General features: G+C 72.9%; 16 protein-coding genes and 1 tRNA gene. 6 read left to right on the forward strand and 11 right to left on the reverse strand.

Annotated features, from left to right (window positions below; all coding sequences use genetic code 11):
* Positions 1–7 precede the first annotated feature (7 nt).
* From ACFFHC_RS08690 to ACFFHC_RS08700, 3 genes are all read left to right on the forward strand, one after another.
* On the forward strand, positions 8–964 hold the full coding sequence (locus ACFFHC_RS08690) for an NAD-dependent epimerase/dehydratase family protein (RefSeq protein WP_238138222.1): 957 nt from the start codon (positions 8–10) through the stop codon (positions 962–964).
* Positions 961–2,007, forward strand: coding sequence for an SGNH/GDSL hydrolase family protein (locus tag ACFFHC_RS08695; RefSeq protein ID WP_083323612.1), 1,047 nt, complete (start codon positions 961–963; stop codon positions 2,005–2,007). The genes ACFFHC_RS08690 and ACFFHC_RS08695 overlap by 4 nt, the downstream gene beginning before the upstream one ends.
* Positions 2,008–2,082: 75 nt before the next feature.
* Positions 2,083–3,306, forward strand: a complete 1,224-nt coding sequence (locus ACFFHC_RS08700; RefSeq protein WP_070705431.1) for an acetyl-CoA C-acetyltransferase — start codon at positions 2,083–2,085, stop codon at positions 3,304–3,306.
* Positions 3,307–3,308: 2 nt separating this feature from the next.
* Here the strand turns inward: ACFFHC_RS08700 and ACFFHC_RS08705 are convergent, their stop codons facing one another.
* Positions 3,309–3,620 (reverse strand): hypothetical protein, encoded by a 312-nt coding sequence (locus ACFFHC_RS08705; RefSeq protein WP_181443120.1) that lies wholly within the window; start codon positions 3,618–3,620, stop codon positions 3,309–3,311.
* A gap of 84 nt (positions 3,621–3,704) precedes the next feature.
* On the opposite strand from ACFFHC_RS08705, the gene ACFFHC_RS08710 reads away from it, so the two are divergent.
* Positions 3,705–5,501 carry a bifunctional metallophosphatase/5'-nucleotidase gene (locus tag ACFFHC_RS08710; protein ID WP_101850027.1) on the forward strand — a complete coding sequence of 599 codons (1,797 nt, stop codon included), beginning with the start codon at positions 3,705–3,707 and terminating at the stop codon, positions 5,499–5,501.
* A gap of 90 nt (positions 5,502–5,591) precedes the next feature.
* Here ACFFHC_RS08710 and ACFFHC_RS08715 read toward each other — a convergent pair whose 3' ends face one another.
* The 8 genes from ACFFHC_RS08715 to mfd all read right to left on the reverse strand — a co-directional run bounded on the left by ACFFHC_RS08715 (position 5,592) and on the right by mfd (position 14,206).
* Positions 5,592–6,461, reverse strand: a complete 870-nt coding sequence (locus tag ACFFHC_RS08715; RefSeq protein WP_101850026.1) for a Bax inhibitor-1/YccA family protein — start codon at positions 6,459–6,461, stop codon at positions 5,592–5,594.
* A 90-nt stretch (positions 6,462–6,551) separates the two neighbouring features.
* A tRNA-Leu gene (locus tag ACFFHC_RS08720) sits at positions 6,552–6,626 on the reverse strand.
* Positions 6,627–6,630: 4 nt separating this feature from the next.
* Entirely contained in the window at positions 6,631–7,629 is a 999-nt protein-coding gene (locus ACFFHC_RS08725) for a Ppx/GppA phosphatase family protein (protein ID WP_238329905.1), read from the reverse strand.
* A complete protein-coding gene (locus tag ACFFHC_RS08730) occupies positions 7,626–8,165 on the reverse strand; it encodes a DUF501 domain-containing protein (protein ID WP_070705616.1) in 540 nt (179 codons plus the stop codon). The genes ACFFHC_RS08725 and ACFFHC_RS08730 overlap by 4 nt, the downstream gene beginning before the upstream one ends.
* Positions 8,162–8,800 carry an FtsB family cell division protein gene (locus ACFFHC_RS08735; RefSeq protein WP_141494507.1) on the reverse strand — a complete coding sequence of 213 codons (639 nt, stop codon included), beginning with the start codon at positions 8,798–8,800 and terminating at the stop codon, positions 8,162–8,164. Before ACFFHC_RS08735 ends, ACFFHC_RS08730 begins: the two co-directional genes overlap by 4 nt.
* A 103-nt stretch (positions 8,801–8,903) precedes the next feature.
* The gene (gene eno, locus ACFFHC_RS08740; protein WP_070705618.1) at positions 8,904–10,184 is read right to left on the reverse strand and encodes a phosphopyruvate hydratase; all 1,281 of its coding nucleotides are present in this window, start codon (positions 10,182–10,184) and stop codon (positions 8,904–8,906) included.
* A 69-nt stretch (positions 10,185–10,253) separates the two neighbouring features.
* Positions 10,254–10,685, reverse strand: a complete 432-nt coding sequence (locus ACFFHC_RS08745; RefSeq protein WP_070705619.1) for a MazG nucleotide pyrophosphohydrolase domain-containing protein — start codon at positions 10,683–10,685, stop codon at positions 10,254–10,256.
* A complete protein-coding gene (mfd, locus tag ACFFHC_RS08750) occupies positions 10,682–14,206 on the reverse strand; it encodes a transcription-repair coupling factor (RefSeq protein WP_070705620.1) in 3,525 nt (1,174 codons plus the stop codon). Before mfd ends, ACFFHC_RS08745 begins: the two co-directional genes overlap by 4 nt.
* A 229-nt stretch (positions 14,207–14,435) precedes the next feature.
* Here mfd and ACFFHC_RS08755 point away from each other — a divergent pair, with 229 nt between their 5' ends.
* Both ACFFHC_RS08755 and ACFFHC_RS08760 read left to right on the forward strand, forming a co-directional pair.
* Positions 14,436–16,586: a TPM domain-containing protein gene (locus tag ACFFHC_RS08755; protein WP_168168494.1), complete on the forward strand. Its 2,151-nt coding sequence runs from the start codon at positions 14,436–14,438 to the stop codon at positions 16,584–16,586.
* 110 nt (positions 16,587–16,696) lie between these two features.
* Positions 16,697–17,416: a PspA/IM30 family protein gene (locus ACFFHC_RS08760; protein ID WP_070705621.1), complete on the forward strand. Its 720-nt coding sequence runs from the start codon at positions 16,697–16,699 to the stop codon at positions 17,414–17,416.
* 77 nt (positions 17,417–17,493) lie between these two features.
* Here ACFFHC_RS08760 and ACFFHC_RS08765 read toward each other — a convergent pair whose 3' ends face one another.
* Positions 17,494–17,694, reverse strand: coding sequence for a hypothetical protein (locus ACFFHC_RS08765; protein WP_141495059.1), 201 nt, complete (start codon positions 17,692–17,694; stop codon positions 17,494–17,496).
* Positions 17,695–18,203: 509 nt separating this feature from the next.
* The gene (locus ACFFHC_RS08770; RefSeq protein WP_141495060.1) at positions 18,204–18,788 is read right to left on the reverse strand and encodes a hypothetical protein; all 585 of its coding nucleotides are present in this window, start codon (positions 18,786–18,788) and stop codon (positions 18,204–18,206) included.
* Positions 18,789–18,937 lie beyond the last annotated feature (149 nt).

Genomic DNA, 18,937 nt, shown 5'->3' on the forward strand with positions numbered 1-18,937 from the left:
CTCCGGGATGCTCGGGGGTGCTGTGGCGCGTGCCCTGGCCGCGCGGGGTGACGAGGTGACCGTGATGCAGCGGCGCCCGTCGTCCAGCGGCCTGCGGGAGGTGCTCGGCAGCGTGGACGATCCCGAGGCGGTGCAGCGCGCCGTGGCCGGACAGGAGGCCGTGGTGCACCTGGCCGCCAAGGTGGACGTGGTGGGTCCGCTCGCGGAGTTCGAGCGCACCAACGTCACCGGCACCCGGCTGCTGCTCCAGGCGGCCCGGCGCGAGGGGGTGGCGCGCTTCGTGCACACCAGCTCGCCCTCGGTGGCGCACGCCGGTAGCGCGCTGGTGGGGGTGGGCGCCGAGCCCGCCGACCCGCGCCGTGCCCGCGGGAGCTACGCGCGCACCAAGGCCGCCGCGGAGCTGCTCACGCTGGCCGCGGACTCCCCCTCGACGGCGGTGACGGCCGTCCGCCCGCACCTGGTGTGGGGCCCCGGCGACACCCAGCTGGTGGGCCGCATCGTGGAGCGCGCCCGCGCCGGGCGCCTGCCGTGGGTGGGCGACGGGGCGGCCCTGGTGGACTCCACCTACGTGGACAACGCCCGCGACGCCCTCGTGGCCGCGCTCGACGCCCTGGCCCTCCCCCGCGGCGAGCACTCCGCCCACGGCCGGGCGTTCGTGGTGACCAACGACGAGCCGCGCCCGGTGGGCGAGCTGATCGCCGGCATCCTGCGGGCCCACGGCGCCCCGCTGCCCCGGCTGCACGTGCCCACCACCCCCGCCGGGGGCGTCGGTCACCTCGTGGACGCCGCGGTGGCCGCCAGCCAGCACGTGCACCCCATCACCGAGCCGCCGCTCACGCACTTCCTCGTGGAACAACTCACCACCGCGCACTGGTTCTCCCAGCGGGAGACCCACACGGCGCTCGGCTGGCGTCCGGCGGTCTCCCTCGACGACGGACTGGAGCGCCTGCGGGAGGCAGCGTGAGCACGTGGGACGAGGCGCGCGCCGCCCTGGCGCGCCGGGCACCGGCCGTGGGGTGGGGCCTGGCCACCGCCGCGCTGGCCACCGTCGGCACGCTGGGGGTGGAGCTGTGGCAGGCCAGCCGCCTCTCGGACGGATCGCCCGGCAACGCGCCGGACGAGAACGGCGTCTACACGCCGTCCGGCGGCCACCAGCGCGACGAGGTGGAGTCGCCCTGGGAGTTCGTGATGATGGGCGACTCGGTGGCCAACGGGGTGGGCGCCCAGCGCCCCGCGCAGACCATCGGCGCCCGGTGCGCGCGCCGCATCGCCGCCATCTCCGGCCGCCCCGTCTACCTGGAGAGCGTGGCCGTCAACGGCGTCACCTCCGTGGGGCTGGGCGAGCAGGTGGACCGCGCCCTGCGGAAGTTCCCCCGACCCGACCTCGTGCTGCTGAGCATCGGCGGCAACGACATCGCCAAGAACGCCGACTTGTCGGCCTGCCTGGTGGAGCTGCGGCGCACCGTGCTGCGGCTCCGGGCCGCCGGCGCCGAGGTGGTGGTGGCCACCTGCCCGGACTTCGGGATGATCGCCTCCCTCGGCCAGCCGCTGCGGTGGATCATGCAGGCCCGCTCCCGCCGCTACGCCGCCCGGCAGACCGTCGCCGTAGTGGAGTGCGGCGGGCGCACCGTGTCCCTGGGCGCGCTCACCACGCGCGCCTTCCTCGACGACCCCGACGCGATGTTCCACACCGACCGCTTCCACCCCTCGGCCCGCGGGTACAAGCGGGCTGCCCAGGTGCTCGTGCCCTCGCTGCTCGACGCCCTCGGCCTGCCGGTGAGCGAGCGCGACGAACGCCGTGCCGCCGGCGCGGTGGTGGAGCGCGGGGTGCCGCTGAGCCTGGAGCAGGCCGCCCTGCGGGCCGCCGCGCACGAGGGCACCGAGGTCAGGCCCGCCGAGGGTGGCCGAGGGCGCCTGCGCGCCCTGGTGCAGCGCCGGCGGCGCGACCCCGGTGACGACGCGGACACCGCGGCCCCCGCCCGGCCGGCGGAGGAGCCCCGCCCGTGACCCAGGTCACGCCCTCTGCCTAGGATGACGCCGGACGCACGCGTCCGCACCGCATCGAGGACCAGGAGTCACCCCATGCCCGAAGCCGTCATCGTCGCCGCCACCCGCTCCCCCATCGGGCGCGCCTTCAAGGGCAGCCTCACCGAGGTGCGACCCGACGACCTCGCCGCCCAGATGGTGACCGCCGCGCTGGCGCAGGTGCCCGAGCTCGACCCGCGCGAGATCGACGACTTCTACCTGGGCTGCGCCGAGCCGTGGGGCGAGCACGGGTCCAACATGGCCCGCGTGGTGTCCGTGCTGGCCGGCATGGACCACCTGCCGGGCGCCACGGTCAACCGCTTCTGCTCCTCCAGCCTGCAGACCACCCGCATGGCCATGCACGCCATCAAGGCCGGCGAGGGCGACGTGTTCGTCTCCGGCGGCGTGGAGTGCGTGAGCCGCTACGCGGACTTCACCGGGGCAGGCATGTCCAAGGTGGCGTGGCAGAACCCGCGCTTCGCCGAGGCCCGCGAGCGCACCGAGCGCATCGCCGCCGAGAACACCCCGTGGACCGACCCGCGCGCCGAGGGGCTGTTGCCGGACGTCTACATCGCGATGGGGCAGACCGCCGAGAACGTGGCCACCTCCCGAGGCGTGAGCCGCGAGCGCCAGGACGAGTGGGGCGTCACCAGCCAGAACCGGGCGCAGGCCGCCATCGAGGCCGGCATCCTGGCCCGTGAGATCACCCCGGTGACCCTGCCCGACGGCACCACCCACGCCACCGACGACGGCCCCCGCTTCGGCACCACGCTGGAGAAGCTGCAGGGCCTGCAGCCGGTCTTCCGCGAGGACGGCACCGTGACCGCGGGCAACTGCTGCCCGCTCAACGACGGCGCCGCCGCCCTGGTGGTCATGAGCGACACGAAGGCCAAGGAGCTGGGGCTGACGCCGCTGGCCCGCATCGTGTCCACGGGTGTCTCCGCGCTCTCCCCCGAGGTGATGGGCCTGGGGCCGGTGGAGGCGTGCCGCCAGGCGATGGCCCGGGCCGGCATGTCCATCGGCGACCTGGACCTCTACGAGATCAACGAGGCCTTCGCCGCGCAGGTGCTCCCCAGCGCCGACGACCTGGGCATGGACCTGGACAAGCTCAACGTGCACGGCGGCGCCATCGCGCTGGGCCACCCCTTCGGCATGACCGGCGCGCGCATCACCACCACGCTCATCAACGCGATGCAGGAGCGCGACGCCCAGTTCGCCATGGAGTCGATGTGCGTGGGCGGCGGCCAGGGCATGGCGATGATCCTGGAGCGCCTCAGCTGAGGTCAGGCGCCCGCACGGCGGCGCAGTGCGGCGAGGTCGGTGGCCAGGCGGTCACCGACCTCGCCGGCGTCCGGGGTGGCGTGCTGCCCCGCCACCACGCCGCGGGCGACGGCGGCCAGCACGTCCGGCAGCGCCGCCACCGAGGGCACGCGCACCGGGGCGGGGGGCCAGCCGTGGGCGGCGGCCTCGGCATCGGCCCACTCCTGCGCCAGGGCGGCGGCACCCTCCACCCACGCGGGGTCCACGGTGGCCCGTGCGGCGATGCGGCGGGCGCGGGCGAGCTCGGTCTGCAGGGACTCCGGCACGGTCGTCATGCTGCGCATTCTCGCGGTTCACCACCGGTTCACACGGGCTGGGCACACTGCGCGGGCACACACCCACCCCGTCCTTGGAGAGACATGTTCCGTCGCACCGCCCCCTTGGGCCTCTCGGCCGCGCTGCTCGTGGCGCTGGCCCCCGCCGCCCAGACCGCCCCCGCCCCCACGTCCGGCGAGGTCGAGCTGCAGATCCTGTCGTTCAACGACTTCCACGGCAACATCGAGGCCCCGGAGGACCCCTCCAAGGCCGGTGGCGCCGCCAACATGGCCGCGCACCTCGACCGCCTCCGCGAGGGCCAGGAGCACACCGCCACCGTGGTCGGCGGCGACAGCATCGGCGCCTCGCCCTTCCTCTCCGCGGCGTTCCGCGACGAGCCCACCATCGACGTCCTCTCCCAGATGGACCTCACCGCCGTGGCCGTGGGCAACCACGAGTTCGACCAGGGCACCACCGAGCTGCTGCGCATGCAGAAGGGCGGCTGCAAGGACGACGGCGACGGCGAGGGCGGCCGCAACTCCTGCCCGCTGCCCGACCAGCCCTTCGCCGGCGCCCAGTTCCCCTTCCTGGCGGCGAACGTCCTGTGGAAGGACAGCGGCGAGTCCATGCTGCCCAGCTACGTCATCGAGGAGTACGACGGCGTCAAGGTGGCCTACGTGGGCCTGGGCCTGGACACCACCCCGGACATCGTCTCGGCCGAGGGCATCAAGGACGTGGACTTCGTGGACTCGGCCCAGCGCGCCAACGAGCTCGTGCCCGAGCTCAAGAAGCAGGGCGTGGAGGCCATGGTGGCCGTCATCCACGAGGGCGGCGAGTCCCAGGACGGCAAGAACGTCTCCGGCGACGTCATGGACTTCAACGCCCAGCTGGACCCCGAGTACGACGCCATCGTCTCCGGCCACACGCACCAGACCTACGTGACGACCGTGGACGGCCGCCTCATCACCCAGTCCGGCAACTACGGCCAGCTGCTCACCGACGTGCGGATGAAGCTCGACCCGCGGACGAAGGACGTGGTGCCCGGCTCCGCGAAGGCCACCCAGGTGGAGGTGAGCCAGGACGTCACGCCCGATGCCGAGGTGGCCGAGATCGTTGAGCGCTACAAGGCCGTGGTGGGCACCATCGCCGACGAGGTGCTGGGCACCGTGACCGCGCAGGTCTCCCACGACCGCTACGCCTTCGGCGTCTCCTCGCTGGGCCGCATGATCGCCGACGCCCAGCTGGCCGACGAGTCCGTGGTGACCGGCGGCAAGGAGCCGGTGGTGGCCTTCATGAACCCCGGCGGCATCCGCGTGCCGGAGCTGGACCAGGCCGGCGCCGACGGCCGCACCGACGGCAAGGTCACCATGGAGGAGGCGTTCAGCGCCCAGCCGTTCAACAACTACCTGGTGTCCATGGACCTCACGGGCCGCCAGATCCACGACATCCTCACCGAGCAGTGGAGCGGCGAGAACGCTGGCCAGCCCAAGGTCCTGCAGACCTCGGCGGGCTTCACCTACGGCGTGGACGACGCCGAGACCCCGCAGCTGGTGGAGGGCACGGTGATGATCGACGGTGAGCGCGTGCCGAACGACGACTCGCGCACCTACCGCGTCGTGACCAACAACTTCCTGGCCGGTGGCGGCGACGGCTTCCCGACCTTCGCCGAGGGCCGCGACGTGTACTTCGGTGGCCTGGACATCGACGCCTTCCGCGCGTACCTCAAGCAGAACTCGCCGTACACCCCGGAGGACCCCGACGTGCCCGAGGTGGGCGCTCAGGGCCCCATCGTGGACACCGGTGCGCAGGGCCGTTCCACCGCCCCGGCGGCCGTCGGTGGCGCCGTGGCCGCGCTGCTGGCCGGCGCCGGCCTGGTCGTGGCCGGCCGTCGCCGCGCCTGAGCTCAGCGCTCCCCGCGACGGAGCCCCCGTCGACCAGCTGGTCGGCGGGGGCTCCGTCGCGTGCGGGCGGACCCGCGGGCTGCCGCTGCGTCAGTCGTTGGAGCGCAGGACGTACAGCAGGCGCAGGATCTCGATGTACAGCCACACCAGCGAGGCGATGAGGCCGTGGGCCAGCAGCCACGAGTACTTCTGCGGCATGCCGGAGGCCACGCTGCGCTGCACGGTCTCGAAGTCGATGGCCAGGGAGTAGGCCGCCAGGGCGACACCCACCAGGGCCACGATCCAGCCGAGGCCGGTGGAGTAGATGCTGGCCCCGGCGAAGAAGGCGAACCCGAGGTTGACCAGCTGGAACACGAGGTAGCCCAGGGCGATGAGGCCGAAGATGCGCATGGCGCGGCTGCTCACCTTGACCAGGCCGACCTTCCACCCCAGCAGCATGGCGGCGAAGGTGCCCACGGTGGCCACCACGGCGGTGGCCACGATGCCGTCCTGGAGGGACTCGTAGGTGGCGCTCACCGCACCGATGAAGGCGCCCTGCAACACCGCGTGCAGGAGGATCAGCGGCACGTTGACCGTCTTCATGAACCCGATGACGAAGCTCAGCAGCAGCGATCCGAACATGCCGGCCAGCCAGACCACCATGGCCAGCTGGGGCTGCGCCCCGACGACGACCCACGTGCCCGCGGCCGCCGCGAGCACGATGCCGAAGAGCACGGCGGTCTTCACGAACACGTCGTCGAGGCTGACCCGGCCGGTGCGGCCCTGGTCGACGGCCGGCGCGGCGTAGGCCTGCTCCATGCCGGCGTACTGCTGCCCGTAGGGTGCCTGGGCGTACTGCTGCTGGCCGTACGTGGCCTGCCCGTACTGCGGGGCCGCGTCGAAGTCGGCGTACTGGCCGTACCGGGGCTGCCCGGAACGGCTCTCCTTCTCCACGCGGTTCATGGTGGGGTTGAAAGCCATGGGTGTGTCTCCTTCGGGGACGTCGGGTCGCCGCCGGGGCGGTCGGCGTCCGTCGCTGGGGTCAACGCCGGGCGGGCCGGGGGGATTCCGTGCCCTCGACGGGACTCGAACCCGCACCGTGAGCCATTTTAAGTGGCCTGCCTCTGCCAGTTGGGCCACGAGGGCGGACTCAGGATAGGTGCCGCGCCGCCATGTCCAGGGCCGTGCCGTCCAGGATGTCGGACTCGCTGACCGTCACGGTGGTGATGCCGGCGGCCTGCTCCACGCGCTGGACGACGCGCTGCCACACCAGCGCCCCGGCGCCGATGACGTCCACCCGCCCCGGGTGCAGGTAGGGCAGCTCGCCCCGTTGCGCACGAATCCGCGCCGTGAGGTCCCGGGCGGCCGCACGCACCTGATCGACCGGCAGGGTGACCCCGTCGATGGCGGCGCGGTCGTACTCCGGCAGTCCCAGAGCGTGCGCCGTGGTGGTGGTGATGGTCCCGGCCACGCCCACCAGCGTGGTGACGGCCGAGAGGTCCACCACCTCGGCGGCCAGGTCGATGCCGGCGTCCACGTCCTCCAGCGCCGCGGCCACCTCCTGCGGGGTGGGCGGGTCGGAGTGCAGGTGGCGCTCGGTGAGGCGCACGCTGCCCATGTCCACCGAGCGCGCGGCCTGCACGGCCTCGTCACCGAGGACGAACTCCGTGGAGCCACCCCCGAGGTCCACCACGAGGAAGGGCCCCGGCACTCCGCGGGCGCGCAGCGGCCCGGTGGCCCCGAGGAAGCTCAGGCGTGCCTCCTCGTCGCCGGAGATGACCTCCGGAGCGGTGGTGAACCCGTGCTCGGCGAACACCGCGGCGATGGCGGCGGTGAACTCGGCGGCGTTCTCTGCGTCGCGGCTGGCCGAGGTGGCCACGAAGCGCACCTGCTCCACGGCGTGCGCGGCGCAGAGGGCGGCGTAGTCCGCGGCGGCGGCCACGGTGCGCTCCATCGCGTCCGGGGCGATGCGCCCGGTGGCGTCCACGCCCTGCCCCAGGCGCACGATGCGGTTCTCCCGGTGGGGCTGCTCGCCGGCCACCACCACGCCGTCGCGCAGGTGGGCCTCGAGCACGAGCAGGCGGATGGAGTTGGTGCCGCAGTCGACGGCGGCGACGCGCACGCCCCGCCCGGGCTGCGCGGCGCTCACCGCTCGCCCCGGGCCGCGATGGCGTCCGCGCAGCACCCGGTGTGCCACCACGGGTCGAGCGCCTCCAGGGCCTCGTCGCCGAGCGGGTTCACGCCCGGCCCGGCGGCCAGGGAGTGGGCCACGAGCACGTGCAGGCACTTCACGCGCGTGGGCATGCCGCCGGCGCTCACGTGGTCGATCTCCTCCACCACGCCCAGTGCCCGGCGGGCGGCCAGGTAGTGCTCGTGGGCGGCCTCGTAGGCCGTCGCCAGCTCGGGGTCGTCGGCCAGGCGCTGCGTCATCTCGGCCATGAGCCCGGTGGTCTCCAGCGTGGAGATCGCGCCCGTCAGGCGCGGGCAGGTGGCGTAGAAGGTCGTCGGGAAGGGCGTGCCATCCGGCAGGCGCGGCTCGGTCTGCACCACCGTGGGGCAGCCGCAGGGGCACCGGTGGGCCACGGACACCACACCGCGCGGCAGACGGCCCAGCTGGCCCTCCACCGTGCGCAGGTCGTCCTCGGTGGGCTCGCTCGGCCCGGGGAAGGTCAACTGGTCGATCACTGTGCTCCTTCGGCTGCCGGCTTCTCCTCGCCGCCCTGCAGGTCGGAGGCCGGGATGTCTGCGGGGTCGAAGCCGTCCTCGGTGATGAGGCTCGGCACCCCGTCGGGCACCGGCTGCTCCACCTCACGGACGGGGTCGCTGGGGGCCGGGGAGCCCGGCTCGGGGGCCGGTTCCTCGGCAGGCTGGGGCTCCACGGAGACACCCTGGGCGGACTGCTCCACCGAGCCCCACACCTGCTCGTACCAGGCGGCCTTCCCGCCGGTCCCGGCGTCGTGGCCGGCCTGCGCCACCTCGCCGTCGGTGAGCACGTGGTAGCGCTTCTCGCCCGGCTCGGCGTAGTCCAGGCGGGTGCGGGCCAGCTGACGCAGGTGCTCGTCGTCGCGCAGCTCGTCGCGCTGGGCCACCAGCTCGCGGGTGCGGTCCTGCTCCTGGGCCGACTCCTGCAGCGTCTGCCGGATCTCCGCGCGCTGCGTCCACCACCCGGCGAACGGCGGCACCGCGATCCACGCCGCCAGCAGCACCGTCACGAGCAGCGCCACGCCGCGCCACGGGGTGGCTCCCACCAGGGCCACCTGGGCACCGCGGCGCGCGGAGCCGGGAGCTCGTCGCGGGGTGCGCGGGTGTCCGGGGGCCATCCCCCCATTCTGCCGCACCACCCGCCCGCCCGGCCCGCTCCCCCGGACGACGACCGGCCGCCCGGACCCGAGGGTCCGAGCGGCCGGTGCGGTGACGCGGGTGTCAGCCCTTGAAGCGCGGGAAGGCCGACGCACCGGCGTACACGCCGGCGTCGTCGAGCTCCTCCTCGATGCGGAGCAGCTCGTTGTACTTGGCCACACGCTCGGAGCGGGCCGGGGCACCGGTCTTGATCTGGCCGCAGTTGGTGGCCACCGCCAGGTGGGCGATGGTGACGTCCTCGGTCTCGCCCGAACGGTGCGACATCATCGAGGCGTAGCCGTTGCGGGCCGCCAGGGAGACCGCGTCCAGGGTCTCGGTGAGCGAACCGATCTGGTTGACCTTGACCAGCAGGGCGTTGCCGGCCTGCTCGTCGATGCCGCGCTGGAGGCGGGTCGGGTTGGTGACGAACAGGTCGTCGCCCACCAGCTGGACCTTGTCGCCCAGGGCGGCGGTGATGGCCTTCCAGCCCTCCCAGTCCTCCTCGTCCAGCGGGTCCTCGATGGAGACCAGCGGGTAGGCGTCCACGAGCTCGGAGTAGTACTCCACCATCTGCTCGGCGGTGCGCTGCTCGCCCTCGAAGGTGTACGAGCCCTTCTCGGCGAACTCGCTGGCGGCCACGTCCAGGGCCAGGGCGATGTCCTTGCCCAGGGTGTAGCCGGCCTTCTCCACGGCTTCGGCGATGAGGTCCAGGGCGGCGCGATTGGACTCCAGGTTCGGCGCGAAGCCACCCTCGTCGCCCAGCCCGGTGGACAGGCCCTTCTCCTTCAGCACGGCCTTCAGCGCGTGGTAGACCTCGGTGCCCCAGCGCAGCGCCTCGCGGAAGGTCGGCGCACCGATCGGGGCGATCATGAACTCCTGGATGTCCACGTTGGAGTCCGCGTGGGAGCCACCGTTGAGGATGTTCATCATCGGCACCGGCAGCACGTGGGCGTTCGGGCCGCCCACGTAGCGGAAGATCGGCAGGTCGGCGGACATGGCGGCGGCGTTGGCCACGGCCAGGGAGACGCCGAGGATGGCGTTGGCCCCCAGCTCGCCCTTGTTGTCGGTGCCGTCCAGGGCCAGCATGTCGGCGTCGATGAGGCGCTGGTCCGAGGCTTCCTCGCCCACCAGGCGGGGGGCGATCTCGTCGATCACGGCCTCCACGGCCTGCTCCACGCCCTTGCCCAGGTAACGGCCGGAGTCGCCGTCACGACGCTCCACGGCCTCGAACTGCCCGGTGGAGGCGCCCGACGGGACGGCCGCACGGGAGACGGTGCCGTCCTCCAGCATCACCTCGACCTCGACGGTCGGGTTGCCGCGGGAGTCGAGGATCTCGCGGGCGTGGATTCCTTCGATGAGTGCCAAGGTGTGCTCCTCGTGGGTGCTCAGGACGGGGTGCGCCGCGCGCGGGGTGCGTGCGGTCCGGGGGTGAGCCTACTGGTGCCGCGCGGCCTTCTCGCGGGCCTTCGCCGCCTGGTAGATCGGCACCACCTCCTCGGCGGTGGCCACGTTGGGCACCTCCGGGTCGAACACGTGGGGGTGGCGGCGCACCACCTTGGCCTCCAGCGTGGCCACCACGTCGTCGATGGTGAACTGCCCTGCCGCGCTGGCCAGCTGGGAGTGGACCACCACCTGCCACAGCAGGTCGCCCAGCTCCTCGCAGAGGTGCTGGGGGTCGCCCTCGTCGATGGCCTCGCGGACCTCGGCGGCCTCCTCGGTGGCATAGGGGGCGAGGGACGCGTGGGTCTGGGCACGGGACCACGCGCACCCGTCCGGTGCGTGCAGCCGCGCCATGAGCTCCACCACCCGCGCCAGCGAGGCGCCGGGTGCCGCCGTCGCACCGTCGCCGCGCTGTTCGCCGCTCATGCCTGCCCCTGCGCGATGTCGTCGAGCAGCACCGCCCGCAGCAGCTGCCCGGCCCACTCCAGCACCTCGGCGTCACGCAGCGGCTGGCCGCCCACCTTGGCGGTCTTCGGCGTGGGCACCAGGAGCACGCCCAGAGCGGGCTTCACCACGGTGCCGGGATACATGCGCAGCAGGCGCAGCTCCTGGCTCTCGCGCAGCTCCACCGGCGCGAAGCGCACCTTGGACCCCATCGCGGAGATCTCGGCCACCCCGGCACGCCGCGCCAGGGTGCGCAGGCGCGCCACCGCGAAGAGGGCCTCCACCGGCTGCGGCGGGGTGCCGTAGCGGTCGGTGACCTCGGCCACGATGTCGTCGAGCTCCGCGTCGTCGCGCACTGCGGCCAGCTTCTTGTAGACCTCCAGGCGCAGGCGCTCCCCCGGCACGTAGTCGTGCGGCAGGTGGGCGTCCACCGGCAGCTCCACCTTGATCTCCGTGGGCTCGCCGTCGCCCTCGTCGCCCTCCTTGGCGCGGGCCACGGCCTCGCCCACCATCCGGACGTACAGGTCGAAGCCCACCCCGGCGATGTGCCCGGACTGCTCGCCGCCCAGCAGGTTGCCGGCGCCGCGGATCTCGAGGTCCTTCATCGCCACCTGCATACCGGCCCCCAGGTCGGTGTGGCTGGCGATGGTGCGCAGGCGGTCGTGCGCGGTCTCGGTGAGCGGCTTCTCCGGCGGGTAGAGGAAGTAGGCGTACGCGCGCTCCCGGCCACGCCCCACGCGGCCGCGCAACTGGTGCAGCTGCGAGAGGCCGAAGGTGTCCGCCCGGTCGAGGATGAGCGTGTTCGCGTTGGCGATGTCCAGGCCGGTCTCCACGATGGTGGTGGAGACGAGCACGTCGAACTTGCGCTCCCAGAAGTCGGTGACCACCTGCTCCAGCCGGTGCTCCCCCATCTGGCCGTGGGCCACCTCCACCCGCGCCTCGGGCACGAGCTCGCGCAGCCGGGCGGCCACCTTGTCGATGGTGGCCACCTTGTTGTGCACGAAGAAGACCTGCCCCTCGCGCAGCAGCTCGCGGTGGATGGCCGCGGCGATCTGCTTCTCCTCGTAGGCGCCCACGTAGGTGAGCACGGGGTGGCGCTCCTCCGGCGGAGTGGCCAGCGTGGACATCTCGCGGATGCCGGTGACCGCCATCTCCAGGGTGCGCGGGATGGGCGTGGCCGACATGGCCAGCACGTCCACCGCGGTGCGCAGCGTCTTGAGCTGCTCCTTGTGCTCCACGCCGAAGCGCTGCTCCTCGTCGATGATGACCAGGCCCAGGTCCTTGAAGCGCACCGAGGGGCTGAGCAGTCGGTGGGTCCCGATGACGAGGTCAACCGACCCGTCCTTGAGCCCCTCGAGGGTCTGCTCCACCTCGGAGTCCGGGGTGAAGCGCGAGAGGGCCCGCACGGTGACGGGGAACTGCTGGTAGCGCTCGCTGAAGGTCTGCAGGTGCTGCTGCACCAGCAGGGTGGTGGGCACGAGCACGGCCACCTGCTTGGAGTCCTGGATGGCCTTGAACGCGGCGCGCACCGCGATCTCGGTCTTGCCGTAGCCCACGTCGCCGCACAGCAGGCGGTCCATGGGCACCGACTTCTCCATGTCGGCCTTCACCTCGTCGATGGTGGAGAGCTGGTCGGGCGTCTCCACGTAGGCGAAGGCGTCCTCGAGCTCCCGCTGCCAGGGCGAGTCCGGGGCGAAGGCGTGCCCCTGAGTGGCCATGCGCGCCGAGTAGAGCTGGATGAGCTCGTTGGCGATCTCCTTGACGTGCTTGCGCGCCCGGGACTTGGTCTTGGACCAGTCCGAGCCGCCGAGCTTGTTGAGCGTGGGTGCCTCGCCGCCGACGTAGCGGGTGATCTGGTCGAGCTGGTCGGTGGGCACGAAGAGCCGGTCGGCCGGCTGACCACGCTTGGAGGAGGCGTACTCCACCACGAGGTACTCCCGGGTGGCCCCACCCACCTGGCGCTGCACCATCTCCACGAAGCGTCCCACGCCGTGCTGCTCGTGCACGATGAAGTCACCCGGGTTGAGCTGCAGCGGGTCCACCATCTTCCGGCGGCGCGAGGGCATACGGCGCATGTCCTTGGTGGAGCCCTTGACGGCCTGCCCGGTGAGGTCCTGCTCGGAGACCACGACGAGCCCCTGGCCCACCGAGGGCAGGCTGACGCCCGGCCCCCACGAGGCGGTGCAGATCTCGGCCACGCCCGCGGGTCCCTCGGGCCCGGGGGCCACCACGAGGCGGGCACCCACCTCGGCCTCGCCGAGCACCTCGGCGAGGCGCTTGGCCAGGCCCGGCCCGTCGGTGAGCAGCACCACGCGCCGCCCCGCGGCCAGCGCCGCGCGCACGTCCGTCACGGCGCGGTCCGGCTCACCGCGGTAGCTCGGCACCTCCTCGGCGTCCAGGCGCAGGTGGGTGGCGTCGTCGTCGAGCGTGTCCAGGTCCGGGGCGAACGGCGAGAGCGCCCACCACCCGGTGGTCTCCAGCGCATGCTCGCGGATCTGGGCGAGCTCCCGGTAGGCGCCCTCCCCCAGTGCTGCGGCCAGGTCCACCGGCACCTGCCCGCCGGCCGCCGCCGAGGACCACCCGGCGGTGAGGAACTCCTGCGAGGTGGTCACGAGGTCGGCCGCGCGGCGGCGGATGCGCTCGGGGTCGCTCACGAGCAGCCGCGACCCGGCGGGCAGCACGTCGAGCAGGGTCTCCATGCCGTCCACGAGCACCGGGGTGAGCGACTCCATGCCCTCGGTGGCCACGCCGGCGGCCACCGCCTCGAGCATGTCGGCCACGCCCGGCAGCTCCGGGACCAGGCGTGCGGCGCGCTCGCGCACCTCGGGGGTGAGCAGCAGCTCGCGGCACGGCGGGGCCCACAGCCCGCCGGGCGCGACCTCCAGCGAGCGCTGGTCGGCCACCCGGAACCAGCGCACCTCCTCCACCTCGTCGCCCCAGAACTCCAGGCGCAGCGGGTGGTCCTCGGTGGGCGGGAAGACGTCGAGGATGCCGCCGCGCACGGCGAACTCACCGCGCTTCTCCACCAGGTCGGTGCGGGTGTAGGCGGCCGCCACGAGGGCCTGGGCCACCTCCTCGAGGCCGCGCTCCTGACCGGCCTGCACCGAGACCGGCTCCAGGTCGCCCAGGCCGGTGGGGATCGGCTGCAGCAGCGAGCGCACCGCCGCGATGACCACGCGGACCGGGCCGTCGTGGTCGTCGCGGCCCGGGTGGGCCAGCCTCCGCAGCACCGCCAGGCGCTGGCCGACGGTGTCGCTGCGCGGGCTGAGCCGCTCGTGCGGCAGGGTCTCCCAGCTCGGGAAGACCACCACCGACGAGGGCGGCAGCACCGAGCGCAGACTGGCCGCGAGGTCCTCGGACTCGCGGCCGGTGGCGGTCACGAGCAGCACCACGCCCCCGTCGGCCTCCATCTCACGGGCCAGCGCCGCGGCCACCCACGGCCGCACCCCGGGCACGGCCGTGAGGTCCACCTCGGCGTCCCCGCGGCGGTGGATCTCCAGCATCCGCGCCAAGCAGGGCGAGGCGGCCACCTGTGCCAGCAACCCGCCCAGGGGCGGTGCGGCGTCCTGGTCGGCGGGGGTGGTGGCGGGGGCGGGCTGAGGCGTCACGGCATCGGGCACACGCCAAGGGTAGGTGCCACCACCGACACCCCGTCGGCCCCGGGTCCGGACCCCTGTGGACCGGCGGCGTGCGATGTTGCGTCCACGCCGTGGCTCGGTGAGGATCGACCCCGTGGCCCACCGACAGCGCTCCTCGTCCGTCCGCACGCCCCACGCCCGCCGAGGCGGTGGGCGTCTCGCCGGGGGGATCCTGGCCGTCAGCCTGGCCGGCTCGGCCGTTGTGCCGGCCCTCGCGCCCGCCTCGGCCGTGGCCACCCCGCACGGCGCCCGGCCCGCGACGACGGTGGTGACGGGAACGCGCGCCCTCCCGGCCACCCAGCCGATGGACCTGCCCGACCAGCTCGTCGACGACGCAGGCGTGCTGAAGGACGAGAAGGGACTCCAGCGGGAGCTCCAGCAGTTGCGCTCCGAGCACGGCCTCCAGCTCTTCGTGGTCTACGTGGAGGAGTTCACCGACTCCTCCGGCCAGGCCGTCGACGGGGAGACCTGGGCCAAGCAGACCTTCGACGCCTCCGGGCTCGGCTCCAAGGACGCGATCCTGGCAGTGGCCACCGACCAGCGCCGCTACGGCATGTACGGCGGGACGGGCACCGTGAGCCAGGCCGAGGGTTCGACCATCGAGACCGAGTACGTGGAGCCCGCCCTGGGCAAGGACGACTGGGACGGCGCCGTCGAGGGTGCCGTGCGCGGCTTCGAGGACGCGGCCACCGGCGACCTCGCCGGCGGCGGCGGGGACTCGGGCGCCGGCGGTGGCACCGGCTTCCCGGTCTGGCTCCTGGCGGCCCCTTTCCTGGTGGGTGGTGTCGTCATGCTCACGCGGATGGGGCGGCGCGGCCGCCGCGCACCGCAGCCCTCCACGGCGCCCGCCGACGCCCAGGGCACCGGCGAGACCACCGAGCAGGTCGCGCACCGCGTGTCCGAGCGCCTCGTGCAGGTGGACGACGCCGTGCGCTCGGCCGACGAGGAGGTGCGGTACTCCCGCGCCCAGTTCGGCGCGCAGGCCACGCAGGAGTTCGAGGACGCGGTGCAGGCCGCGCGGAGTCGAGCCTCCGAGGCCTTCGCGCTCAAGCAGCAGGTGGACGAGGCCCTGCGCTCCGGTGCCACCGAGGAGTCCCAGCGCGGCACCCTGGAGCGCATCGACGACCTGGCCGGTGAGGCACTGGCCACCCTGCACGCCCAGGGTGAGAAGTTCGAGCAGCTGCGCGACCTGGAGGCCCGGGCCCCGGAGGTGCTGCAGGGCATCCCCGCCCGGGCCGACGAGCTCGAGGGCCGGCTGCCCGGCGCCCGCGAGCAGCTGCGCGCCCTGCAGGTGAGCTACGACCCGCGCACCCTGGGCACCGTCGCGGGCAACATCGAGCAGGCCGAGCGCCTCATCGCCTCGGCGCGCCAGGCGGCCACCAACGGGCAGAAGGCCCTCACCGGCAGCGACCGTCGCACCGCGGTGACGGCCGCCCGCACCGGTGAGGACGCCCTCGGCCAGGCCGCCGACCTGCTCGACCAGGTGGACGGCGCCCGGCAGACCCTGGAGAACTCGCAGCACGAGCTCGCCCGCGCCATCGGGTCGATCTCGCAGGACATCGCCGATGCCGAGCGGCTGCGCCCGGGTGACGCCGCCTTGGCCCCGCTGGTGGACCGCGCCCGTCGCGCGATCGCCCAGGCCGAGGGGAGCCACTCCGGGGGCGACCCGCTGGCGGCCCTGGCCGAGCTCACCGCCGCGGAGGAGGCCATCGACGCCGCCCTCGAACCGGCCCGGACCGCCGACGACCACCGCCAGCGGGTCGCCGGGACGGTGGGCCAGCGCCTGACCCGACTCCGCGCCGCCCATGCGAGCGTCGACGAGTTCATCCGCACCCGTCGCGGGGCCGTGGGTGGTCGGGCCCGCACCGAGATCTCCGAGGCCGGGCGCCTGCTCGACGCCGCCGAGGCCCAGCTGGGCTCCGACCCGCAGGGTGCGGGCGGCCTGCTCGACCAGGCCGAGCGCCTCATCGAGTCCGCGCGGACCGCCGCCGAGGACGACCTGCAGCAGGGGCCCTTCGGGGGTGGCCCCGGTGGCCCCTTCGGTGGGGGCTACGGCGGTCGCCGCGGCGGCTACGGGGGCATCGACGTGGGCTCCCTGGTGCTGGGCGGCATCCTCTCCGGCGGGTTCGGCGGCGGAGGGTACGGAGGGGGCTTCGGCGGCGGCCACTCCTCAGGCGGCGGGGGCGGCTTCGGCGGCATCGGGGACAGCTCCGGCGGTGGCTTCGGCGGCGGCGGCCGCTTCTGAGTCCCCTCCCCACCGACCCCTGCGGCTGTGCTGGCGCCCGCAGGCCCTGTAGGACAGACTGACGACCGAGCGAACGGACGCCGCGCCCCGCGGCAGGAGAGGAACACCTCATGGTTCAGAAGCAGACGATCATCGGCCGCATCAGCACGCTGGCGCGCGCGAACATCAACGCGATCCTCGACCGCGCCGAGGACCCCGAGAAGATGCTCGACCAGATGGTGCGGGACTACACCAACGCCATCGCCGACGCGGAGGAGGCCGTGGCGCAGACCATCGCCGGCCTGCGCATGGCCGAGCAGGACCTCGAGCAGGACCAGAAGGTGGCTGCCGACTGGGGCCGCAAGGCCGCCGCCGCCTCCACCGAGGCCGACCGCCTGCGCGCCGCCGGCCAGACCGCCGAGGCGGACAAGTTCGACAACCTGGCCAAGGCCGCCATCGAGAAGCAGATCGGCTTCGAGGGCGACGTGAGCACCGCCGAGCCGATGATCACCCAGCAGCGCCAGACGGTCGAGACCCTCAAGCAGGGCCTGGTCGAGATGCGCTCCAAGCTGGACGAGCTGAAGTCCCGCCGCGACGCCCTCGTGGCCCGCGCCCGGACCGCCGAGGCGCAGCAGCAGGTGTCCGACGCGATGGGCTCGATCTCCATCCTCGACCCGTCCTCCGAGCTGGGGCGCTTCGACGAGAAGGTGCGCCGCCAGGAGGCGCTGGTGCAGGGCCGTCAGGAGGCCCAGTCCGCGACGCTGGAGGGCCAGTTCGAGCAGCTCGAGGACTCCACCAAGTCCGCCGAGGTGGAGGCCCGCCTCGCCGCGCTGAAGAACCAGCAGGGCTGACCCCCTCGACGACGAAGGAGGCCCCCACCGCACCGCGGTGGGGGCCTCCTCATGGCTGGGCGCCCGGGTGCAGCAGGTCAGTCCGTCATCGTCGACGCGTGGAAGGTCACGCCCTGGTTGGCCTCGCGCAGCACCTCGTCCACCGTCTTTCCCTGGGGGCTCGCTGCAGCCAGTCGCTCCGTGGCCCGGTCGCGCAGCTGGCCCTTCCCCTCCTCCCCGTAGAAGGCCACCGGGTAGTAGACCCAGCCGAACTCCGGGTGGACCCACTCGTCCGACATCGCCGTCCCCAGAACGAGCACTCCCCGTGCACCCTCCTGCAACCGGGGCCCGGGACCGCTGTGGCTCTGGTTCGCTGTGTTCGCCACCTGGGCGACCACCAACGACCTGGGCGTGGCATCGGCCCCGGGGGCCTCGTCGACACGCACCTCCCACAGGTCGTACTCCAGCGCCGGTGAGTCCTCCTGCACAGGATCGAGACGGTCCGTGGTCCTGATCTGCCGCAGCACCGTCGCCCGGATCGCCCCAGCACTCGTGGATCGAGTACTGGCGTCCTCCAGGTCCCGGTAGCTGGGCCCGGACGCCTCGATGTGGCGCCGTGCGGTCGACGGGGACGGTGAGGGGGACGGGGACGAGGGAGCTGGCGAACTGCTCTCGACCGAGGAGGGCGCGGTGTCGGCACCCTGCGCCCGGCCGTCGCTGCTGTCCCCGCACCCGGCGGCGATCAGTCCCACCATGACCGTCACGACGCATGTCCGCCGGCGTGAAGCTCTCATGTCAAATCCCTCACCTAGTAAATATAGTTGACGGCAGAATAGTCACGCCACGTGATATTCGCCGCACAATTGGTGACATTCGGGCCCATGATGGTGGGCCCGCCGCAAGGGCCATCATCGTGACGCAGGCCGTAGATGTGCCCCATCTCGTGCATGCCAATCTTCGCACGCATGGAACTAGACAAGCCAGCCATCGTTCTAGCGTTCCAATGCATGTACTTCTTGTTGACATGAGTGCTGGAGCAGTCATGCACCACCCAAGCCCACCAGTCATTCGACTGGTACTCGGCATCATAAACATTGAAGTCGGCCGAGGTGCTCCCGGTACCATAAAAGTGTGGCACCGACAGGCTGTCGTTCCACGCCTCACGTGCTTGGTAGGTTGCCGTTTGATAACGCGTTGTCACATCCCGGAAATGATATGAGATGCGAGTCTTGCTGCGACTGTAGTTGCAGCCCCAGTCGATCAGACTGGTGTACTCTTCACCACCGATCACCCCGGAATGCCCAACGGGCGGCCCGCCATCCGCCTTCGACCCAGCTTGAACTGGACCACCATCAAGACTAAGACATATCGCAACGCTCAGGATGCCCGCCACGTGCCACCTCACCTTGCACCTTCTGCCGAAGGACTCACTTCGAGGCTACACTGGCCACCATTGGCGCAAGTCACGAAATGATAACGGGCTCTTCGGAGTTGAGCGTGGGTCATGGGGTGAGTCCTCCGCCGATGAGGAGCATGCGGAGT

Origin of the sequence: Kytococcus schroeteri, assembly GCF_042433515.1 — a bacterium.
GTDB lineage: Bacteria > Actinomycetota > Actinomycetes > Actinomycetales > Dermatophilaceae > Kytococcus > Kytococcus schroeteri.